The sequence below is a fragment of the Porphyromonas canoris genome (genome assembly GCF_000765975.1).
GTDB lineage: Bacteria > Bacteroidota > Bacteroidia > Bacteroidales > Porphyromonadaceae > Porphyromonas_A > Porphyromonas_A canoris.
In genome coordinates this window covers 100910-120921 of record NZ_JQZX01000015.1, presented here as the reverse complement: position 1 = coordinate 120921, position 20012 = coordinate 100910, and the positions used below count along the sequence as shown (strand labels likewise).

At 43.8% G+C, this 20012-nt stretch carries 22 protein-coding genes; all 22 read left to right on the top strand.

Annotation, left to right across the window (positions count from 1 at the left end; all coding sequences use genetic code 11):
• The first annotated feature begins 69 nt into the window (after positions 1-69).
• Positions 70-843, top strand: coding sequence for a 3'-5' exonuclease (locus tag HQ29_RS09105; protein WP_036869366.1), 774 nt, complete (start codon positions 70-72; stop codon positions 841-843).
• A 6-nt stretch (positions 844-849) separates the two neighbouring features.
• Complete coding sequence (gene coaBC / locus HQ29_RS09100) at positions 850-2046, top strand: bifunctional phosphopantothenoylcysteine decarboxylase/phosphopantothenate--cysteine ligase CoaBC (RefSeq protein ID WP_036869364.1); 1197 nt, start codon at positions 850-852, stop codon at positions 2044-2046.
• On the top strand, positions 2046-2894 hold the full coding sequence (locus HQ29_RS09095) for a type IX secretion component PorD family protein (protein ID WP_036869362.1): 849 nt from the start codon (positions 2046-2048) through the stop codon (positions 2892-2894). Before coaBC ends, HQ29_RS09095 begins: the two co-directional genes overlap by 1 nt.
• Positions 2895-2903: 9 nt before the next feature.
• A complete protein-coding gene (gene recN, locus HQ29_RS09090) occupies positions 2904-4580 on the top strand; it encodes a DNA repair protein RecN (protein ID WP_036869361.1) in 1677 nt (558 codons plus the stop codon).
• Positions 4577-5332 carry a 23S rRNA (guanosine(2251)-2'-O)-methyltransferase RlmB gene (gene rlmB / locus HQ29_RS09085; RefSeq protein ID WP_235318048.1) on the top strand — a complete coding sequence of 252 codons (756 nt, stop codon included), beginning with the start codon at positions 4577-4579 and terminating at the stop codon, positions 5330-5332. The genes recN and rlmB overlap by 4 nt, the downstream gene beginning before the upstream one ends.
• 47 nt (positions 5333-5379) lie before the next feature.
• The gene (locus tag HQ29_RS09080) at positions 5380-5763 is read left to right on the top strand and encodes a RidA family protein (RefSeq protein ID WP_036869359.1); all 384 of its coding nucleotides are present in this window, start codon (positions 5380-5382) and stop codon (positions 5761-5763) included.
• A 42-nt stretch (positions 5764-5805) separates the two neighbouring features.
• Positions 5806-6720 (top strand): 4-hydroxy-tetrahydrodipicolinate synthase, encoded by a 915-nt coding sequence (gene dapA, locus HQ29_RS09075; protein WP_036869357.1) that lies wholly within the window; start codon positions 5806-5808, stop codon positions 6718-6720.
• A gap of 251 nt (positions 6721-6971) precedes the next feature.
• On the top strand, positions 6972-8198 hold the full coding sequence (locus tag HQ29_RS09070) for an ROK family transcriptional regulator (RefSeq protein WP_036869355.1): 1227 nt from the start codon (positions 6972-6974) through the stop codon (positions 8196-8198).
• 49 nt (positions 8199-8247) lie between these two features.
• Positions 8248-9978 carry a DNA polymerase III subunit gamma/tau gene (gene dnaX / locus HQ29_RS09065; protein WP_036869353.1) on the top strand — a complete coding sequence of 577 codons (1731 nt, stop codon included), beginning with the start codon at positions 8248-8250 and terminating at the stop codon, positions 9976-9978.
• Positions 9979-9985: 7 nt separating this feature from the next.
• Complete coding sequence (locus HQ29_RS09060) at positions 9986-10579, top strand: YqiA/YcfP family alpha/beta fold hydrolase (RefSeq protein WP_036869352.1); 594 nt, start codon at positions 9986-9988, stop codon at positions 10577-10579.
• Positions 10567-10911 carry an FtsB family cell division protein gene (locus HQ29_RS09055; protein ID WP_052090051.1) on the top strand — a complete coding sequence of 115 codons (345 nt, stop codon included), beginning with the start codon at positions 10567-10569 and terminating at the stop codon, positions 10909-10911. The genes HQ29_RS09060 and HQ29_RS09055 overlap by 13 nt, the downstream gene beginning before the upstream one ends.
• A gap of 27 nt (positions 10912-10938) precedes the next feature.
• Complete coding sequence (locus tag HQ29_RS09050) at positions 10939-11286, top strand: hypothetical protein (protein WP_152565544.1); 348 nt, start codon at positions 10939-10941, stop codon at positions 11284-11286.
• 66 nt (positions 11287-11352) lie between these two features.
• Positions 11353-11820 carry an rRNA maturation RNase YbeY gene (gene ybeY, locus HQ29_RS09045; protein WP_052090050.1) on the top strand — a complete coding sequence of 156 codons (468 nt, stop codon included), beginning with the start codon at positions 11353-11355 and terminating at the stop codon, positions 11818-11820.
• Entirely contained in the window at positions 11762-12541 is a 780-nt protein-coding gene (locus tag HQ29_RS10670; RefSeq protein ID WP_082226871.1) for a DUF4271 domain-containing protein, read from the top strand. The genes ybeY and HQ29_RS10670 overlap by 59 nt, the downstream gene beginning before the upstream one ends.
• Before the next feature lie 35 nt (positions 12542-12576).
• Positions 12577-13326 carry a uroporphyrinogen-III synthase gene (locus HQ29_RS09035; protein WP_036869348.1) on the top strand — a complete coding sequence of 250 codons (750 nt, stop codon included), beginning with the start codon at positions 12577-12579 and terminating at the stop codon, positions 13324-13326.
• Positions 13327-13331: 5 nt separating this feature from the next.
• Positions 13332-13742: a ribonuclease P protein component gene (locus HQ29_RS09030; RefSeq protein ID WP_052090049.1), complete on the top strand. Its 411-nt coding sequence runs from the start codon at positions 13332-13334 to the stop codon at positions 13740-13742.
• Positions 13742-13963, top strand: coding sequence for a membrane protein insertion efficiency factor YidD (yidD, locus tag HQ29_RS10225; RefSeq protein ID WP_081964498.1), 222 nt, complete (start codon positions 13742-13744; stop codon positions 13961-13963). The genes HQ29_RS09030 and yidD overlap by 1 nt, the downstream gene beginning before the upstream one ends.
• Positions 13964-13984: 21 nt before the next feature.
• Positions 13985-14662, top strand: coding sequence for a TatD family hydrolase (locus HQ29_RS10005; RefSeq protein ID WP_082226870.1), 678 nt, complete (start codon positions 13985-13987; stop codon positions 14660-14662).
• A 138-nt stretch (positions 14663-14800) separates the two neighbouring features.
• Positions 14801-15274: a transcription elongation factor GreA gene (gene greA, locus HQ29_RS09020; protein WP_036788268.1), complete on the top strand. Its 474-nt coding sequence runs from the start codon at positions 14801-14803 to the stop codon at positions 15272-15274.
• Between the two features lie 35 nt (positions 15275-15309).
• On the top strand, positions 15310-16605 hold the full coding sequence (tyrS, locus tag HQ29_RS09015) for a tyrosine--tRNA ligase (RefSeq protein ID WP_036788433.1): 1296 nt from the start codon (positions 15310-15312) through the stop codon (positions 16603-16605).
• 19 nt (positions 16606-16624) lie between these two features.
• The gene (locus tag HQ29_RS09010; RefSeq protein ID WP_036865309.1) at positions 16625-17041 is read left to right on the top strand and encodes a rhodanese-like domain-containing protein; all 417 of its coding nucleotides are present in this window, start codon (positions 16625-16627) and stop codon (positions 17039-17041) included.
• Positions 17042-17306: 265 nt separating this feature from the next.
• Entirely contained in the window at positions 17307-19589 is a 2283-nt protein-coding gene (locus HQ29_RS09005; protein WP_052090047.1) for a TonB-dependent receptor, read from the top strand.
• Positions 19590-20012: the final 423 nt, after the last annotated feature.

Genomic DNA, 20012 nt, shown 5'->3' with positions numbered 1-20012 from the left:
AGCAGATGCGGAGCGCTCTTTCGGGACTGTTCCGTATCTGCTTTTTGATATACTTATACAGACTGAGAAATGAAGCTTCAACTTCAAAGGCCGTTAGTTTTTTTCGATCTTGAAACTACCGGTACGGATATTACCAAAGACCGAATAGTGGAGATCTCTCTCCACAAAGTCTATCCAAATGGAGATACAGAGACGAAAACCCGACGGATCAACCCCGAAATACCCATTCCGGTAGAAGCGACAGCGGTACACGGCATATCGGATGAGGATGTCAAAGATGAACCCCCATTCAAAAGCATAGCAAAGGATCTGGCTCGCATCTTAGAGAATTGCGACTTTGGCGGATACAACTGCAACAGATTCGATTTACCCATGCTTGTGGAGGAGTTTCTAAGGGCAGAAATTCCCGTGGACTTCTCCGACAGAAAAGTGATAGATGTTCAGGTGATATTCCATAAGAAAGAACAGCGTACTCTTGCTGCGGCTTATGAGTTTTACTGCAATAAAGAGCTGGTGGACGCACACTCTGCAGAGGCAGATACGATAGCTACGTATGAGGTCCTTTTAGGGCAGCTCGACAGATATGATGACCTGCAAGGAGATGTGGATTTCTTGGATGAGTACACCAAGCAGCGCCGCGTGGTGGACTACGCAGGGCGTTTGCAGTGGAACGATAAGGATGAAAAGGTGATCGCCTTTGGCAAGTATCGCAATCAGGTTGCTGCCGAAGTGTTGAAAAGAGATCCCGGGTATTACGACTGGATATTGTCTTCGGACTTTCCTCGTAACACAAAGTTGGAGTTCATGAAAGTGTATGCCGAAATACACGCACCAAAGAAATAAATAAAAATGATGCAGGATAAACATATCGTCATAGGGATAACAGGAAGTATAGCAGCCTATAAAGCCGCTACTCTTGTAAGGCTGTTTGTGAAAGCCGGAGCAGAAGTGCGGGTAATTATGACGCCTGCAGCAAAGGAGTTTATCTCTCCGCTTACGCTTGCCACGCTGTCTCAAGCACCGGTTATATCCGAGTTTTTCGACAAGGCAGACGGTCAGTGGCACAGCCATGTGGACTTGGGATTGTGGGCGGATGCTTTTATCATAGCTCCTGCCTCGGCTTCTACCATTGCAAAGTGCTCTTACGGTGTGGCAGACAATATGCTCATCACCTCCTATCTCTCCACCAGGGCAAAGGTCTATATCGCTCCGGCAATGGACTTAGATATGTTTGCACACCCTACTACTCAAGAAAATCTCCAAAGACTTCAAGAGAGAGGCTGCATCATTATCTCTCCTCAAGAGGGTTTTCTTGCCTCCAAACTTATCGGTAAAGGGCGTATGGAGGAGCCGGAAGAGATCTTCCGCAGGGTATCGGAATCTCTTTCCAGAGAGAAAAGACTTTTAGGGAAAAGAGTGATAGTAACGTCCGGACCTACTCATGAAAAGATAGACCCGGTGCGATTTGTCGGTAACTACTCCAGCGGGAAAATGGGAACGGCTCTGGCTCAAGCGTTGCACGAGGAGGGCGCAGAAGTGATATTCATCACCGGTCCTGCATCTGTGATGCCGTCCGATAAAGAGGTGAGTCAACTGATTAAAGTAACCTCTGCTTTGGAAATGGGGGCTGCGGTGCGTTCTTGTTTCGATGCAGAGACGGATGCTACCATATTCTGTGCAGCAGTTGCAGATTATAGAGTGGCTTCTCCGGAAGGGGATAAGGTCAAAAGAGAGAAGAAAGAGGTGTGGAACTTGGAACTCATTGCCAATCCGGATATTGCGGCAGGAATCGGAGCCATAAAGCAACCGCATCAAAAGATGATCGGCTTTGCTTTGGAGACAGAAGAGGGGACATCATACGCTTTGGATAAGATGAAGCGTAAAAATCTTGATGCCATCATCCTCAACTCTATGGCTCACGAAGGTGCCGGGTTCGGCGTGGATACCAATAAAGTATCGGTCTTGGAAGCAGACGGAAAGCGACACGATCTTCCTCTTATGTCTAAAGCCGATGTGGCAAAAGAAATAGTGCGAATCTTGTTCTGATGAGACTCTTAAGGCTCTTGCTCTTTTTCTCTTTGCTTGTCTCTTTTTCCATCAAAGAGATAGAGGCACAAAGTTCGGCACAGTTCTTTTCTGTGCGTATCGATGCCTCCGCTTTGCCGTCTCACCAAAGGCAGGCGATGAACAGCTTGGAAAGAGAGAGCCTTTCTTATCTTAATGCCGGGGAGAGGCAGATAGAGGTACCGATCCCTATGGCTTTGCTGACAATCTATCCCAGGCAAGTTGCTTCTTCTCGTATCGTGGCAGATATAACCATAGACGTGAGGCGTCCGGTGTATCACTCTTCCGCGTACAGCACTCTTTTCAAGTGGTACGATAAAGAGGTCGTTTTTGATTATCAGTCTTCTCGAACACTTATAGCTTATCAGCAAGAACCTACATCCCAACTTGAAGCACTCCTGTCTTTTTACAGAGGGGTCGCTTTGGGACTTTGGCTCTCAAGTTTTGAAGAGAACGGAGGAGTGTCTTACTTAAGACAAGCTACCACTCTTGCCAAGAGTGCTGCCTCTCGTGGAGAGTGGAGCGGATGGGGTGCCAATGCTCTTTCCAAAAGTAGATTTACGTTGGTTGCAGATCTTTCGGAACAGCTATTGACTGTCTGGTATCTTTATCATCGTAAGGGATTGGATCGTCTTATGGAGCATTCGGAGCAGGCAAAAGATGAGATAAGAAAAAGTTTGGAGACTTTTGAGACTTTTCCCGAAAAGGGATCGTGGCTTTGGATATGGGAAGATGCTAAAGTGGATGAGGTGATCCGACTTATGGGTAAAGAGCCTAAAGTTGTGGCTCTCATAAAGAGATTGTTCCCGACAAAAACGCTACATTTGTAGACAAGTATTATGATAACGTCTCTCTACATTAAGAACTTTATTCTCATTAAGGAAACAAGGATTGATTTTACTTCCGGAATGACCTCTATCACAGGGGAAACCGGAGCCGGAAAATCTGTTCTTTTAGGTGCTGTCGCCTTGATACTTGGAGGTCGTGCAGATATTAAGACTATTCGAGCAGGAGAGACAAAAAGTGTTGTCGAAGCAACGTTCGATATTTCATCCCTTTCCGATATTAAGGAGATATTGAATAAGGAAGATTTGGATGCAGAGGACGATACCTGCACTTTCCGTCGAGAGATCTTGGCTTCCGGTAAGAGCAGGGCTTTCATAAATGATACCCCGGTAACCGCTCAACAGATGAGAACTCTCGGAGAGCGATTGATAGATATCCATTCTCAGCACAACAATATGCTGATAGGAGAGTCTTCCTTTCAGATCTCCGTGCTTGATGTTGTCGGGCAAAACAGAGAGATACTTTCTCGTTACAGGGAACAGCTCCAACTCTACAAATCTCTAAAAAAAGCTTTGGAGAGAAGAACGGAAGAGTTGCAAAGGCAAAGTAGCGAACGTGAGTACATAGAGTATCAGTATCGCCAACTTGCCGAGGCTTCCCTTAAACCGCTGGAAGAGGAGCAGATTCAGAGCATACTGTCGCAGGCGCAGCACTCACAGGAAATAACAGAAGCAATAGGAAAGGTTGCATACCTGTCCGATGCAGATGATGTTCCTTCTGCTCTTTCTCAGATAGAGGATGCTGCCAAAGCTATGCAGGGTGTCCTCTCTTATTGGACAGATGCAGAGGGTTACGCCGAGCGATTGGAGAGTGTCAAGATAGAATTAAAGGAGTTGTCCAGAGAGTGTGTCCAAAAGATAGATGCTTTTGGCGCAAATCCTGCTCAGGTTGAAGAGCTGACTCAAAGAATGGATCTCATACAGACACTCCTTCACAAGCATAAGAAAGAGAATACAAAAGAGTTGCTTGAGCTGCAAGAGAGTTACAGGAAGTCTCTTAGTGCGATAGGAAACGGCTCAAGTGAACTTGAAGATATGGCTCAGGCTATGAATGTAGCTTATGCCGAGGTATTGGCTACTGCAAGAGAGCTTCATCTGTCCAGAGTCGAGGCGGCAAAAAGTCTCTCAGAACCTCTTGAAAGAGAACTTAAACAACTTGGTGTTGCAGGAGCATTATTCCGGATAGAGGTGGATTGGGAAGAGGGTAGTCTCTCTGAAAATGGGATGGACAAGGTTCGCTTTCTATTTTCTGCCAATAATCGTTCCGAGCTTCGTCCGATCAATGAAATAGCTTCCGGCGGAGAGATTTCTCGCTTTATGCTTGCTCTGAAAGCCATAATAGCACTACACTCCACTCTTCCTACAATCATATTCGATGAGATTGATACCGGAGTCAGTGGGCAGATCGCGGAAAGAATGGGTTTGATGATGAAGGACCTGGGGCATCGAGTACAGGTCGTTACCATAACGCACTTACCCCAGATTGCGGCATTGGCACAAGAGCAGCTTCGAGTATTTAAGAGGCAGAATGAACAAGGAGAGTATAATACTCATATAGATCATCTCTCCTACGAAGAGAGAGAAAAAGAGATCGCTTCAATGCTTAGTGGAAGTGTCCTGACGGACGAAGCTATCCATAATGCAAAGGTGCTTCTCAAACAGTATAAATGATAAAACAGATTCGTATGGCAGTAAAAGATAGCGAAATGATATTTGGACTTCGTGCCGTGATAGAGGCTCTTGAAGCCGGGCAGGAGTTGGATAAGATATTTGTACGTAGAGAGAGTAGAAGTGATCTGATGCAAACTCTTCTTACAGCAGTCGGTGAGCGCAGTATTCCTATACGGAAAGTGCCGGTTGAGAAGCTCGATCGTCTTACTCGTAAAAATCACCAAGGGGTTATAGCATTTAAGGCCTCTACAACATATTATCGTTTGCACGAAGTGATTCCGGTCCTTTATGAAGAGGGATTGGATCCTTTTATTGTAGTTTTGGACGGAATAACGGATGTTCGGAACTTTGGTGCAATTGCCCGGACTTGCGAGTGTGCTGCGGTAGATGCTATTGTGATAGCGGAGCAGAATACCGTCTCTGTAAATGGAGATGCCATAAAGACTTCTGCCGGAGCTCTTAGTCGTATAGCCGTTTGTCGAGAACGAACCATGGGAGATATTCTTCACTATTTGAAAGATAGTGGTGTGCGCATCATTGGAGCCACCGAGAAGAGTGATCTTACCTATACAAAGGGTAACTACACCGGTCCTCTTGCTTTGGTTTTGGGAGCAGAAGATACAGGGCTTTCTCCTTTGACGATGGAATTGGCAGATGAATTGGTTTCCATTCCTCTATTAGGAGAGATCGGTTCTCTCAATGTTTCCGTTGCGGGCGGTATTATAATGTATGAGGCAGTGAAGCAGCGATAAAAACAAGACAATATTTATAATCTAACCTAATACATAACAGAATTAAGATGAAAAAAGTAATCAACACCACTAATGCTCCTGCAGCTATTGGTCCTTATAGCCAAGGTATTCAGGCCGGACAGATATTTTATTTTTCGGGTCAGCTTGGCCTTGATCCGGCTGCAGGAGCTTTCGTTTCAGAGACAGATGTTACAGCTCAGTGTGAACAGATATTCAAGAATATTCAGGCTCTTTTGACAGAAGTGGGTTGCACATTTTCCGATGTGGTTAAGACGACCGTTTTCCTTGCCGATATGGCTTATTTCGCAGAGATGAATGAAGTCTATGGCAAGTACTTCCAAGCTCCGTACCCTGCACGCTCGGCTGTGGCAGTGAAGACATTGCCAAAGAACGGACTTGTGGAAATAGAGGTGATCGTCGTTAAAGCATAGCTCATGCTATCTTGATTATTAAATAGCTTTTCTATTATTACTATGACCTGCAAGACGAATACTTTAGGAGGCTTTGGGGTGGCTCTTGTTACTCCATTTACTTCTGACTATGAGGTGGACTATTCAGCTCTTGAGAAATTGATAGAGTTTCAGATTGCAGGAGGAGTAGACTTTTTGGTGACGTTGGGAACAACGGCTGAGACACCTACTCTTACAGAAGAAGAGCAGATCAAGATAGTTGCATTTGTACAGAAGGTAGTGGACAAGAGAGTCCCTATCGTTGTCGGTATGGGAGGGAATGCCACAAGAGAGCTTTGCAAGAAAATACGTCGTTTTCCTATGGAGGGCATTTCTGCAATACTCTCAGTGGCACCCTACTATAACAAACCGTCTCAAGAGGGGCTGTATGCACACTTCTCGGAGGTAGTAGAAGCATCTTCTAAACCTGTGATTCTGTACAATATCCCCGGTCGTACGGGTGTCAATATGCAGGTGGAAACTGTCTTACGACTCTCACAAGCGTTCCCTGACAAAGTCATTGGAATAAAAGAGGCTTCGGGATCTATTACCCAGATAGAGAGAATACTTAAACAACGACCGTCAAACTTTGCTCTTTTTAGTGGGGATGACAGCTCGACCCTCAGCTATATCTCTATGGGAGGAGACGGAGTGATATCTGTTATTGGGAATGCTCTTCCGAAAGAGTTTGGAGGATTGGTTTCTCTCTGTCGTCAAGGGAAGTTTGCCGAAGCTGCTCATGTGCAGCGGTCGTTGGTCGAGCTTTATGAACTCCTGTTCGTGGAAGGGAACCCAAGTGGTATCAAGAGTGCTTTACACTGCATGGATCTTATTGAGAATGTCCTTCGTTTGCCTCTTGTCCCTTGTACTCCGGTTGTTTATTCTCGTATTCGTCAGTTCTTGTCCCGGATGGGATATTGTAGAATAGACAATCCTTAGCTTCAAGTTGCGAGGCATCCTGTTTGAAACAAATGTGATGTAAAGCTCTTTTCATGTCGTGGGAAAGAGCTTTTTCTGCTGTTTTGTGATGATTTTACGTATGATTCCGGGGTTTTATTGCTTTTTTGTATCCATTGTTTCCCACTTGTAGAAAATTTGAGAATCGTCACTTTTTAGGGGCTCTTAAACAAATAGTTTTATCTATATTTGCACAGAAGCATCATCAATAGATAAATCCTCGCAATGCAGCAATGAATAAGAAGTTAGAACATTCCTTACAGTCAAGTGGAAAGAATCTTTTGCAGAAAAGAGAAATATTGGCATACCTGTTACGGGTAGGAAACTCTACCTTGACCAGTATCGCAAAGAATTTAGGATTGAGTCTGCCCACTACCAACAAGATTGTTATGGAGCTTTGCAAATCCGGCTGGATTGGGGATTGTGGAAAACTTGAAGCTGGTGGAGGAGGAAGACACCCGTTCCTATATGGCGTGAATGCGGATTGTGCGCATTTTTTGGGGATTGATTTCGGAGTCAATACCATCAACATTGCTTTGATGAACTTTGCCGGAGAGATTGTGGAGACATCCATGGAGATGCCTTTTCGCTTTGAGAATACAATGGAGTGTCTCCAGAATATTGTTGCGGAGATAAAGATATTTTTGGCTCGCCCGACTGTGGATCGAGATAAGATATTCAGTGTCGAGATCAATATGTTTGGTCGGGTAAATCCGGAGACCGGATATAGTTATAGCTACTTTAACTTCTTCAATGAGCCTTTGACTAACTATTTTAATGAGCACCTTGGCATAGAGACCTATATTGATAATGACTCAAGGGCGTGTGCTTATGGTGAATACATCACTCATTATGCTCCGATGGAGTCTAATATGCTTTTCGTAAATGCTGCTTGGGGATTGGGTCTCGGAGTTATCGTCAATGGTAAGCCCTACAATGGTAAGAGCGGATTTGCCGGAGAGTTTGGACACATCCACGCCTATGATAATGAAATCATTTGTCGTTGCGGGAAAAAAGGCTGTCTTGAAACAGAGGCTTCCGGAAGTGCCATACATCGAAAGTTTATAAACAGAATTCAGAACGGAAGTAGCTCTATTCTGCTTGCAGAAAAGAACTATTCTTCTGAGACAATAGAAAATGTATCGCTCGAAGAAATCTTGGAGGCAACTATAAAAGAGGATATCCTCTGCATAGAGATTCTTGAAGAGATCGGACAGGAGTTGGGAAAACATATTTCCGGATTGATCAATCTCTTTAATCCGAATGTTGTTGTTCTTGGGGGACTACTTTGTAAGACAGGAGACTATATCATACAACCTCTTAGAACAGCCATCCGAAAGTACTCTCTTAATATGGTCAACCAGGATACCACGCTCCGGAATTCACAACTCGGAGATATGGCAGGAGTCGTAGGAGCTTGTATGCTAGCAAGGCATAAAATTTTTACAGAAGGATTTTAAGGAGGTGCACACGTGTTAGGGCTTCTTCCCTATAATATCCGTAGAAGCAATGAGTCAGTATATTGTATCGGCAAGAAAATATAGACCTGCTACATTTAGAAGTGTGGTAGGACAGGATGCCTTATCAACCACTTTGAAGAATGCCATTACGGAAGATAAGCTTGCACATGCTTATCTATTCTGTGGTCCTCGTGGAGTGGGAAAGACTTCTTGTGCTCGGATATTTGCGAAAACAATAAACTGTACTAATAGGACTTCAGAGGGTGAGGCTTGTAACGCTTGTGAGAGCTGTAAGATGTTCAATGAACAGAGCTCTTACAACGTTATAGAGTTGGATGCAGCATCCAATAACTCTGTGGATGAGATGCGAAATCTTATAGATCAGGTACAAGTCCGTCCCATGACCGGAAGATATAAGGTCTATATCATTGATGAGGTACACATGCTTTCTTCATCGGCATTTAATGCTTTTCTTAAGACCTTGGAGGAGCCACCGGCTCACGCAGTATTTATTCTTGCTACAACAGAAAAATACAAAGTCCTGCCTACGATACTTTCGCGTTGCCAGACTTTTGACTTTAATCGTATTTCTGTTCCGGATATTGCTAACCATCTTGCTTATGTCGCCTCACAAGAGGGAGTATCTGCAGAGCCCGAAGCATTACAGACAATAGCCGTACATGCCGATGGTGGGATGAGAGATGCTCTTAGCATATTTGACCAAATAGCGGGCTTTACACAAGGAAATATCACGTACCAATCTGTTCTGGAAAATCTTAGGAAGTTGGATGAGGCTCTTTATTTTAGATTCTTGGCCTATGTCTTAAGAGGGGACTATCATCAATGCCTGCTTTTATTGGAGGAGGTTCTTGTCAAAGGTTTTGATCCTCTTCAGGTTATGACAGGACTCTCGGCGTTCTTCCGTAATGTATTATTGGCTCAAGACCCTAGAACGGCCTCCATGCTTGAAGTAATAGATAGTGTAAGAGGACGCTATATAAAAGCTGCACAGACTTGCTCCAAAGCCATGATTTGGAATTGTCTGAAAGTCTCTGTCGGCTATGAGGAGAAGTATAGACAGCTTTCCAGTAAAAGACTTTCTGCGGAAGTTGCTCTCATCAATATGTGTGCACAGAATAGTTCGGAACTAAATTCTTCTACAAACACACCTCCTCAGACAGATCAGAGAGAACCTTCCGGACGAGATACCTCGAGGAGTAATGTAGAACCAAATCCTGCACTGTCAACTTCCATATTGAGGGAGTCTCCTTCTCTTACATATAATACTCCCGTAACTCCTCCGCAAAAGCTTCAGAGGGAAGCCTATAAGAGCAAGTTTAGCTTCTCTATTTCTCATGCCAATCATAATGAAGAAAAGGAGCAGGAAAGTACATTGGAAACGGATCTGAGAGACAACACTTTTACAGAGGAACAGCTTATTAAGGCTTGGCAGAAGTTCGCAGGAATGCAGGATGGACGTATAATCCTTAAGAGAACTCTTATGGATTGTAGACCGAGTATCGGAAGTACTACCAAAGATGTCTGTGCTCTAACGTATAATCTTCAAAGCAAAATAGAAATAGAGCGAGTAAAAGATGAGCTTCTCATATTTTTACGGGAAGAGTTGTCCAATGACTATATCACTCTTTCCACGCTGCTATTGGATGGTCATAAGGATGCTATCCCGACGAAGATAGAAGATAAGTTGGAGTATTTTAGAAATATCGACTCGCGCTTTTCGGAAATAGAGGAATTGTGGAAGCTTGTGTTGGTGAGATAGAGCTTAGATGAATACTCTTACTATCCTTTATCTGCACGGTTTAACTTCTTCATATATGAGTTCTCGTGGTCGATTCTTGAGGGATCTTCTTCCTAAAGATCACATCCTTACACCGGACATCCCTCTTGATGCTCATGAAGCTCTGCATTTCCTTTCGGATATTGTGAATCGAGAGGAACCGGATGTGATTATAGGAAGTTCAATGGGAGGTTTTTTTGCTCATCAACTTCCGGCAAAGAAGAAGATCCTTATCAATCCTGCGTTTACAACATCTGAAGTGATGGGGCGTTATAAAGGACTTCGCTTGAGATTTTATCACGAGAGGTTTGATCCGGATGAGGAAGATTTTGAGGTAACAGAAGATTTATTGCTCTCGTACGTAGAGGTTGAGTCTGAGCAGTGGAAAAGAATTTCCGAAAAGGATATAGAAGCAACTTTCGGAATATTTTCCTTGCAGGATGAAGTTATAAAGCAAGACGATCTGTTTGATAAGTATTACAGAAACAAGATTTACATAGAAGCCATGCATCAGCTTTCTTATGAAGAGGTGGAGGCTTATGTTATTCCTGAGATTGAACATTTTAGATTATGCCAGAAATAGATATTCAACGAGCAACAAAAATTGTTCAGAAGATTTCCGGAAAAATTACTCCCGGACGACTCTTTGCCATACTGATTGCACTATTCTTACTTTGGCCCAGTGATGATAATTTGTACAATCAGATGAAGTACTATGACCAAATCAATGAGTTGGAGAGAGAGAAAGCAGAGTTACAAAAGCAGATTGCAACAGAGAAAGAGATGTTGGAGGAGCTACAGTTCGATAAGTCTGAGTTGGAGAGATTTGCTCGTGAGACATTTTTAATGAAGGCCCCCAATGAAGATCTTTACATCATAGACAGAGAGAAAGTGAAGAACTTATCAGGCTCGTAGATAACAATATAAATAATAGAGATATTCATGTCATCGGAAAAAAGAATGCCCAAAGGCTATATTGCCGTACTTTTAGGGACGTTCATTACAATGGGAGGAACGTTCCTTGTTTTTCTTGGATCTCAAAGCGGTTTTTTTATTTACACTTTTGGGGTGCTGTTACTATTGTTGTACTATTTTCTGTCCATTCCTAAGAGAGATAAAGATGTCTCTCCGACTAAACGACGTTTGCATCGTATAGGTTTTTTGGGGGCTGTGGCAATGGCTGTGGCTGCGTACTTTGTTTACACTGCATCGAATTTGTGGATGCTTTTATTCTGTATCGGTTCTGCGCTACATGCGTGGTATATATTTAGGGATGGCGTTAGAAGCTAAGCATATAAGATAGATTTCTTACCTTTGCAATGGTTGGTATTATTATTCTTTAATTCCTATTGAGCCATGAGTAGATCTGCAGATATTATATTTACAACAGAAAATGACAATATAAAAGTTCCGGGATTCAGGCGCCGTGTCATTACAAATTGGATTAGAGAAGTTGCGGAGTTGAAAGGTAAGCGTGTCGGGGAGATCACTTACGTTTTTTGTGATGATCGCTTCATAAGAAGACTCAACAAAAAAAGTCTCAACCATGACTATGAGACAGATATTCTAACATTTGACAACTGTGTAGACGATCTTCTCTTTGCTGATATTGTCATCAGTCTTGAAACGATTGATAGTAATGCCTCAATCTTTGGCGAACCTTCTTACCGGGAGCTTCTTCGTGTGATGATTCATGGAGTATTGCATCTTTGTGGGTATAGAGATGCCACAGAGGAAGAACAACAAACTATGAGACAGGAAGAAGATGCGGCTCTTGCCCTTCTTCCGGAAAAGTACGAAGATATCTGGACTAGGCGTTCTTGATATTAAAACGTTGCACGTTTTCGTGAACTTTCCCTCTTTCCCGATTCAATTTCAAGGAGAGGCTCCTGAACCTCCCGGATATGACAGCACATTTTTTGTGTTTTCTCTTGTCTTTCTATTGCTTCTTTTCGCCGTGATGTATGCGGTTCATCCCAACTACTCTCTTGGGAGTATCAAAGGAGCTTTAAGACTTAAGCCGCAAGATGCGCTGGGGGAAAATATATATGGCTTCTCCTTTGGGATGAAATTCTTTTTGGGCTTGCAAGGTTTTCTGCTGGCTTCTTTAGTCCTGTTTCTCTCCGTAGAGTCTTATCTTTCCGATCCTTTCTTCTCTACGTCTCGGTTCTTATTGATAGCCGCAGGGGCTGTCCTTATTTTTATAGTTTTTCATTGGATTATCAGGTCTGTTATAGGGGCTATCTTTATGACAGCAGAGACAAAGAGACTATGGCAGTTCCAGGAGTTTGTTCTGTTTACAACATGGGGAGCATTTCTATATTTGCCTTTTGCCTTATTCTTGAGCTGGAGTAGCAACAAAAGCAGTGCTATATGGCTCTTTTTAGCTCTATTTCTTCTTTACCGACTAACCTCCTTTTATAAGTCTTGGAAGTTAATAGAGTTTAATCTTCGTTATTCATTACATCTAATTTTGTACCTTTGCGCCTTGGAAATACTACCCTTTGTTGCTGTGTGGCAATTTATTCGTAGTATGAGTGTGTGATAATCCTAATCTTAAAAGAACAGGATACGACTTTAATGAGCGCAAAAATAAAAAGAATATTGGTGTCTCAGCCGGCACCGGTAACAGGAAAGTCCCCATATATAACATTGTCTGAGCAGTATGGTTTTGAGGTGGACTTTAAGCCGTTTTTCTCTATCCAAACGCTTGGAACAAGGGAGTTTCGTGATCAGAAAGTTAATATCTTAGATCATACAGCGATCATTTTTACCTCCAGAACAGCGATAGACCATTTCTTCAAGCTTACTCAAGAGTTGCGTTTGACAATGCCGGAAGATATGAAGTATTTTTGCCATAGTGCGGCTATTGCATCTTATTTGCAGAAGTATATTGTGTATCGCAAGCGCAAAGTGTTTTATCACGAAAGCGGGCAGGCGGCTCAGTTTCATGCTCTCTTGCTTAAGCACAATAAGGAGACTTACTTCATTCCCGGAATAGAAGGACTAAAGGAAGATATTGTTGCAGTATTGGATAGTAAAAAGATTCCTTATTCTACCAGTGCGATATACCGCTCTGTTCCTAATGGCTTTACAAAAGAAGAGATAGATGGGTATGATCTTCTCATATTCTTCAGCCCCAATGGCGTAACCTCTCTAAGGAGCAACTATCCTGAGTATAAGCAAAACAAACAGCTTCTTGCTTGTTTCGGGGAAGCTACTGCTTTGGCTCTTAGAGAAAATGGACTTGAAGTGAACATTGAAGCTCCGTCTCCAGAGTTCCCTTCAATGACTGCTGCTCTTGAGCACTACATTAAGAAGCATAAGTAAAACAGGTGTCCAAAGCTACATTCCCAAAGTCGCAACGTCTTTATCTTAATTCTCATAAAGAAAGGGTATTCTCTTCTCGTACCGGATTTGTAGCTTATCCTTTCAAGGTTGTTTATGCCTGTGGAAAAGAGATGGACATGCTTGCTCCCGTGGAACTGTTGGTAAGTGTTCCGAAAAAGCGGCTCAAGCATGCGGTAGACAGGAATCTTGTAAAAAGAAGAACCAAAGAAGCTTATCGTCTTCACAAGAACGAGTTGCTGGCTCAAGCCGAAAAGAGTTTCGGCCTTCTTGTTGCTTTTCTTTATATAGGAGATGGCATTTCCTCCTATTCTGCGATAGAGCAGGGAGTGAAGAAGGCTCTGCGGAAACTCACTGAGGTTTGTCGCTCTTTGGAACGAAAGGAGGAAACAGAATGATAAAGAAACTATTGGTGCAGATACTGCTTTTACCGATCTACTTCTATCGGAAGTGTATTTCTCCATATACTCCTCCGAGTTGTAGATTCTCGCCAACTTGCAGCACCTATGCCGTTCAGGCTCTTCGGAAGCATGGTCCGTTCAAGGGTTTATATCTTACCGTTCGACGCATCTTAAGGTGTCATCCGTGGGGTGGAAGCGGATACGACCCCGTACCATAGTCTTTTCAGGCGATAAAGATAATGCAATACATAGACAGCCATACACATCTATCGCATCTGCGACAATATGCAGATCGACCGGATTGTATGGCTCTTTTTGTAGTAGATCCCATACAAGAAGAGCTGCCTTCCGGCTCCAATTTCCTTACCATAGGCATACATCCGATGTCTCTTAGGCACGATTTGACCATAGAAGAGGGAGAATCCATTCTGCGTGAATACTTGCAGAATCCTAAGGGAAACAGTGTTGTGGCGATTGGAGAGATTGGTTGGGATAAACGCTCATCCATCTCTCTTGACGAGCAGACCGCATGGGTCGAAATGCAGTTGCGTATAGCGTCCGAGTATTGCCTGCCCTGCCTCTTTCACATGGTAGGTGGTTGGGACAGGCTGTTGTCTCTTGCATCCGTGAGAGGGCTCTTGCCCGATCCTCCTGCTTGGATTGTGCATGGGTTCAGAGGCAAGCAGATGCTTTTGGAGCAGCTTTATCGGGCGAGCATTATAGTCTCTCTCCGGGTCGTTCCAAGTGATCCCGGTATTCTATCATGGCTGAAAGAGAAGCCGTTCCTCTTGGAAAGCGATGAGAGCAGTCAGGACATCACGGATGTTTATAGTGTATTTGCCGAGGCTTTGGGCATCTCGATAGGGGATCTCAAGGCTCACATTTATAAAGCATTCCTTGCTAATATCCATATTTAACCTTAACTTTGTCCGAGTAAATACCTTATTGTGAATATTTTCATGTTTTTAGATCGAGGCGAAAGTCTTGGTCTAAATATTTTTTATACCTCATCCTTGTGGCGTGAGGTCTCAATATTTTGAAACAAACTTTATATTATGGCAGGATATACACTCCTTACGGAAGAAGGATACAACAAGCTTGTAGAGGAGATAAAGAAGCTCGAATCGGTGGACAGGCTTGATGTGATTAACCAGATTGCAGAAGCGAGAGACAAGGGAGACCTTTCCGAAAATGCAGAATACTCTGCTGCGAAAGAGGCTCAAGGGCTATTGGAAGCACGTATAGCTCAGTTGCGCTCCAAGTTGATGAATGCACGTATTGTGGATACATCTAAGATTGGTACGGACATAGTGCACATGCTGAATAAGGTAACCATAAAGAACAAAGCCAACAATGCTGTCATGACTTATACTCTGGTTTCGGACACAGAGAGCGACCTGCGTGCCGGTAAGATCTCCATATCCACTCCCATTGCTCAAGGTCTTGTAGGAAAGAAGGTCGGGGATGTAGTTGAGATAAAAGTGCCGAGCGGTACTGTAACATTCGAGATCATGAAGATTGAAATTTAAGCATACATATACATTAAGCCATATATACCAAGATGATAAATTTTGTTGAAGAACTCCGCTGGAGAGGTATGATCCATGACATGATGCCCGGTACGGAAGAACTCCTGATGAAGGAGATGACTTCTGCTTATGTGGGTATAGACCCTACGGCGGACTCTCTACACATAGGACACCTTGTGGGTGTCATGATGCTTCGCCACTTTCAGAGAGCGGGACACCGCCCCATAGCTCTTGTTGGAGGAGCTACCGGAATGATTGGAGACCCATCCATGAAAAGTGCCGAAAGAAAGTTGATAGACGAGGATACCTTGCGTCATAACCAGGAGGCAATACGCAAACAGCTGGCAAAATTCCTCGATTTTGAGAGCGATGCCCCTAATGCAGCCAAGTTGGTGAACAACTACGACTGGATGAAAGAGTTCAGCTTCTTGGACTTTATCCGGGATGTCGGCAAGCATATCACTGTAAACTACATGATGGCAAAGGACTCTGTAAAGAAGAGAATTTCCGGAGAGAGTGGAGAAGGGCTTTCATTTACCGAGTTTTCTTACCAGCTGATACAAGGCTACGACTTTACCTATCTTTACCAGCATGAAGGTTGTCGTTTGCAGATGGGAGGATCCGACCAGTGGGGTAATATTACCACCGGTACGGAACTCATTCGCCGGACATTGGGAGGCGAAGCATACGCTCTCACTTGTCCGCTTATCACCAAGGCTGATGGTGGTAAATTCGGGAAAACAGAGAGTGGAAACATCTGGCTGGATCCGAAATACACCTCACCGTATAAGTTCTATCAGTTCTGGCTCAATGTCTCGGATGCAGATGCCGCCAAGTATATCAAGATCTTTACATCGCTCACCAAAGAGGAGATAATGGCATTGGAAGAAGAGCAAGCGGCTGCACCTCATCTGCGTCCTTTGCAAAAGAGACTTGCGGAAGAGGTTACCTGTATGGTGCATTCGAGAGAAGCCTACGAGTCTGCCGTGGAAGCGTCTGCCATCCTTTTTGGAAATGCAACCAGAGAAGCACTTACCAAGCTGGACGAAGATACACTTCTTGCACTCTTTGAAGGTGTCCCATCTGCTACACTGCCCATGGATAAGATCAACGGGGAGGGTATCAACATATTGGATCTATTAGCCGATGAGGTTGCAATGTTCCCCTCTCGTGGAGAGCTTCGTAAGCTTCTAAAGAGTGGAGGAGTGAGTATAAACAAAGAGAAAGTAGAGAGTGAAGGGATGGTATTGACCTCTTCGGATCTTCTTGCCGGGAAGTATATCCTTGCACAGAAAGGCAAGAAAAACTACTTCCTTATCACTTTCGCTTAAACCATAAAGTAGAGGAGTCATGAATTATAAGAGAGTTATAGCAGCACTATTTGTGGTATCCGCTCTTGCTGTTGCTGCCTTGTTCGTCGGTTGCAAGAGTTCCTCTCCGCAAGAGACAGTCCAAACAATTACAAATGTGGAAGTATCACAGCTGGACAAACTATTGGAAGCAAATCCCAATATGCAGATTGTCGATGTTCGGACTAAAGCCGAGTATGATGCCGGCTTTATATCGGGAGCCATTCTGATAGATGTTACTCAGAACGACTTCCTGGAGAGAGCATTGAAGGTTCTTGATCCGAAAAAGCCCGTTCTTGTTTACTGCAGATCCGGAGGTCGTTCGCTCAGAGCTGCAAAGATGCTTTCTGCAAAAAACTTTACCATTTATAATCTGAATGGTGGCTATACGGCTTATGTCGCATATAAGAAGGGATAATAGCCGGATATTTTACGAGAAAATAAAACAGAGAATCGGGATTGTAATCTTTACGATCCCGATTCTTTTTTATCTCCTCTCTTGAATATCTGCCTCCTTCCAAGAACTATGCTAATAATACATTTACTGCTTTTATAAAATATCTATATTTGCAAAAAAGATAAAGCTTAATAACGAGGGCTGATTTCCAAACAATAGATGCTCTATACGTGCCGGTGTTGAAATTCCGACCGGAGAAATCGCCCCTTTAGTCTGATATTGCAGTATGAAAAAACTTCTTCTTTTACTTCTTTTCTGCCCCATGCTCTCCTTGATGGCACAGCACAACAGCTACAAGGTTTCGGGTCATCTCAAAGATCAGGCAGGAGAATCGCTGACCAATGCCATTGTTGTTTTCAAGAACATTCGGGATACAACACAGCTCTATCCGGCAGTATGTGATATTAAAGGATATTTTCGCCAGGAATTGCCACAAGGCAGATACCGCTTTCTGGTCTCTTATTTAGGGGAGCGTTACTATCCTCAAAACAATGCGGTAACCGTTTCAGAAAAAGAGGTAGAGCTGCCTCCGATCGTCATAAATTTGAGGTCGCAACAGTTGGACGAAGTGGTTGTTGTGAGCCGACGCCCGTTTGTGTCTTACAAAGGAAGCAATGCCGTATATAATCTGTCCGCCAATCCTGCTGCCGTGGGCGGAACTCTCTTGGATGGTATAAAGCTCCTGCCGGGTGTACAAGTGAATGAAAACAACAGCCTATCCATCTTCGGGTTTTACAATCTGACCGTTGCCGTCAATGGTCAGATACTTCGATTGTCAAATAATGAAGTGCATACCTATCTTGCTTCTCTCGGTATAGCCGATGTGGAATCCGTGGAACTCATCCGAAATCCAGGTCCTGAGTACGGCACACGTGTAGATGCAGTATTGAATATTATCACCAAGAAAAAGCCGAACGAAGGCTTTAACGCTTTTCTTTCTGCGGATATATCCTATCAGGCATTGCTGTCCGGCAACAGTCGTGTACGCCTTAATTATAACAAAGGAAATACAAGAAACTATCTTGCTTACCAATATTTCGACAATCGCCGAAAAGAGACACTGACAACATCCATAGGAGCCGATACAACCTCTGTAAATCCTTATCGGGGGCATGGTATCCAAATAGGATCGGAGTGGCAGGTATCTCCTCGGCATCTGATCGGGGTGAGAAGTTATCTTACCCTCTCTGACGAAAGATTGGAATACAATACCTCCAACAGGATAGATATGGATAGAAAAGTGGGAACGGTAAATCTTTTCCACTCTTCATCCGGGAAAAGGTGGAGCTGGAACAACTATGCGGACTACACTTTCAGCCTTAACCGTCGAGACTATTTTCACAACTCCGCCATCAACGGCGCATTGGAAGACCGGTATCATTACTTCAGGATCGCAACGGACTTCCTTTTCCGCTTCACCTCTACCATTAGTACTCAGTTTGGCGGTATCCGAAACGACAGCAGGTTTGACACCATGCCCCAAGACTCTCCCGATGGTAAGAGCAATGGCTATAAGGAGAGCAGCACTTCCGCTTATCTCTCTCTACGCTATCGCAAAGAGGCTGTAGATACTTATGCAGGGGTGCAACTCAACTATGACCAACGGGATAACCACTGGATCGGAATGGAAAAGAGCAAGGCGGATGCTTTCTTAAACTGGCAGCCTTACCTCTCTTTCTCTTACGACTTCTCCCGTAAGCATCGTTTTTCGACCATGTTGCAGACCTATTACAAACGCCCATCTTTCCGAGACCTCATGCCTTATGTCTCGTCCTCTTCGGGCTTTCTGTCGCGTGAAGGAAACCCTGATTTGAAAAACAGCACAAGATACAATCTCTCCCTCAGCTATACCTATTTGAGGGCGGCTATGCTGGAAGTGAGCCTGTCGGATGAGAAAAATCCGATCATCGAATACCTGAAGCCTCATAAAGGGGGCTATACTTTGGCTAAAACAAACCTTGAAAACAGCCGTTACTTGCGCTTTGTTGCCGGAGCACCGATACCTCTCATTTACCGGGAGAATGGTTTGCAGTGGTTTGCTTCAATCTATCTGGCATATCATCTTCAGCAGGATAGAGGTGTTGTGAACGCTGCGGATTACAATCGTCTGTTCAATGCCTACTATGTCCAACACAAGCAGTCTCTGAACCTGCCTGCCCAATGGTATTTCGATGCCGGGATTACCTATTACAGCCCTCTTTTTGTGGGAGTTTACAAGACAGAAAAACAGTGGTGGGTAGACTTTACTCTCAGCAAACGTATGGGCAGCTGGAAATTCTCCTTAACGGGATACGACCTTTTCAATACCAATATTGCCAGGGGAGAGATAGTGGGAATGAATACCCCGATCTCCTTTTCCAAAAACTGGCATAGCCCTAAGCTCACGTTCGGTGTGAGCTATACGTTCGGCAACAAAGAGCTTAAATCTTCTACCCGAAAGAGTGTCAATGGGGAATCTCGTCTGAATCAATCGGCAGACGAAGGTATAAGTGTCGGTTCCGGCAAATAGTAGAAGCACTATTCCGAAACAGGATAAAAAGAGATCTCAAGGCGGCTCCGACAGTGGAGTTGCCTTGAGATTTTTCTTTCTCCACTCTATTCGCTTCTTCTGCTATTATTAGCCCTGATGGCTGTGATGGCAGTGCTTCAAGCCGTAATCGGATGATAAAACAGTCGTAAACCGGTTAATATTTTTGTTTGTAAGTATATAGAAGTTGCTCCAAACCTTTTTGGGGTTCTTTTTCAAGTCTTGATGTGTAGCAATCGGAGTTTGAAGAGTGGAAGTCAGGGCTTGAATGATGGCAATCGTGCTTTGGTTTGGAGATGTGAATGCGTTGAGCGGAGAAAATGAATACGATAAAGAGAACTTTTGTACGCATTTATCCTCTTTTATGTCCGCACAGAAGAGAAAAAGGGGGAGGGGTGAGAGTGT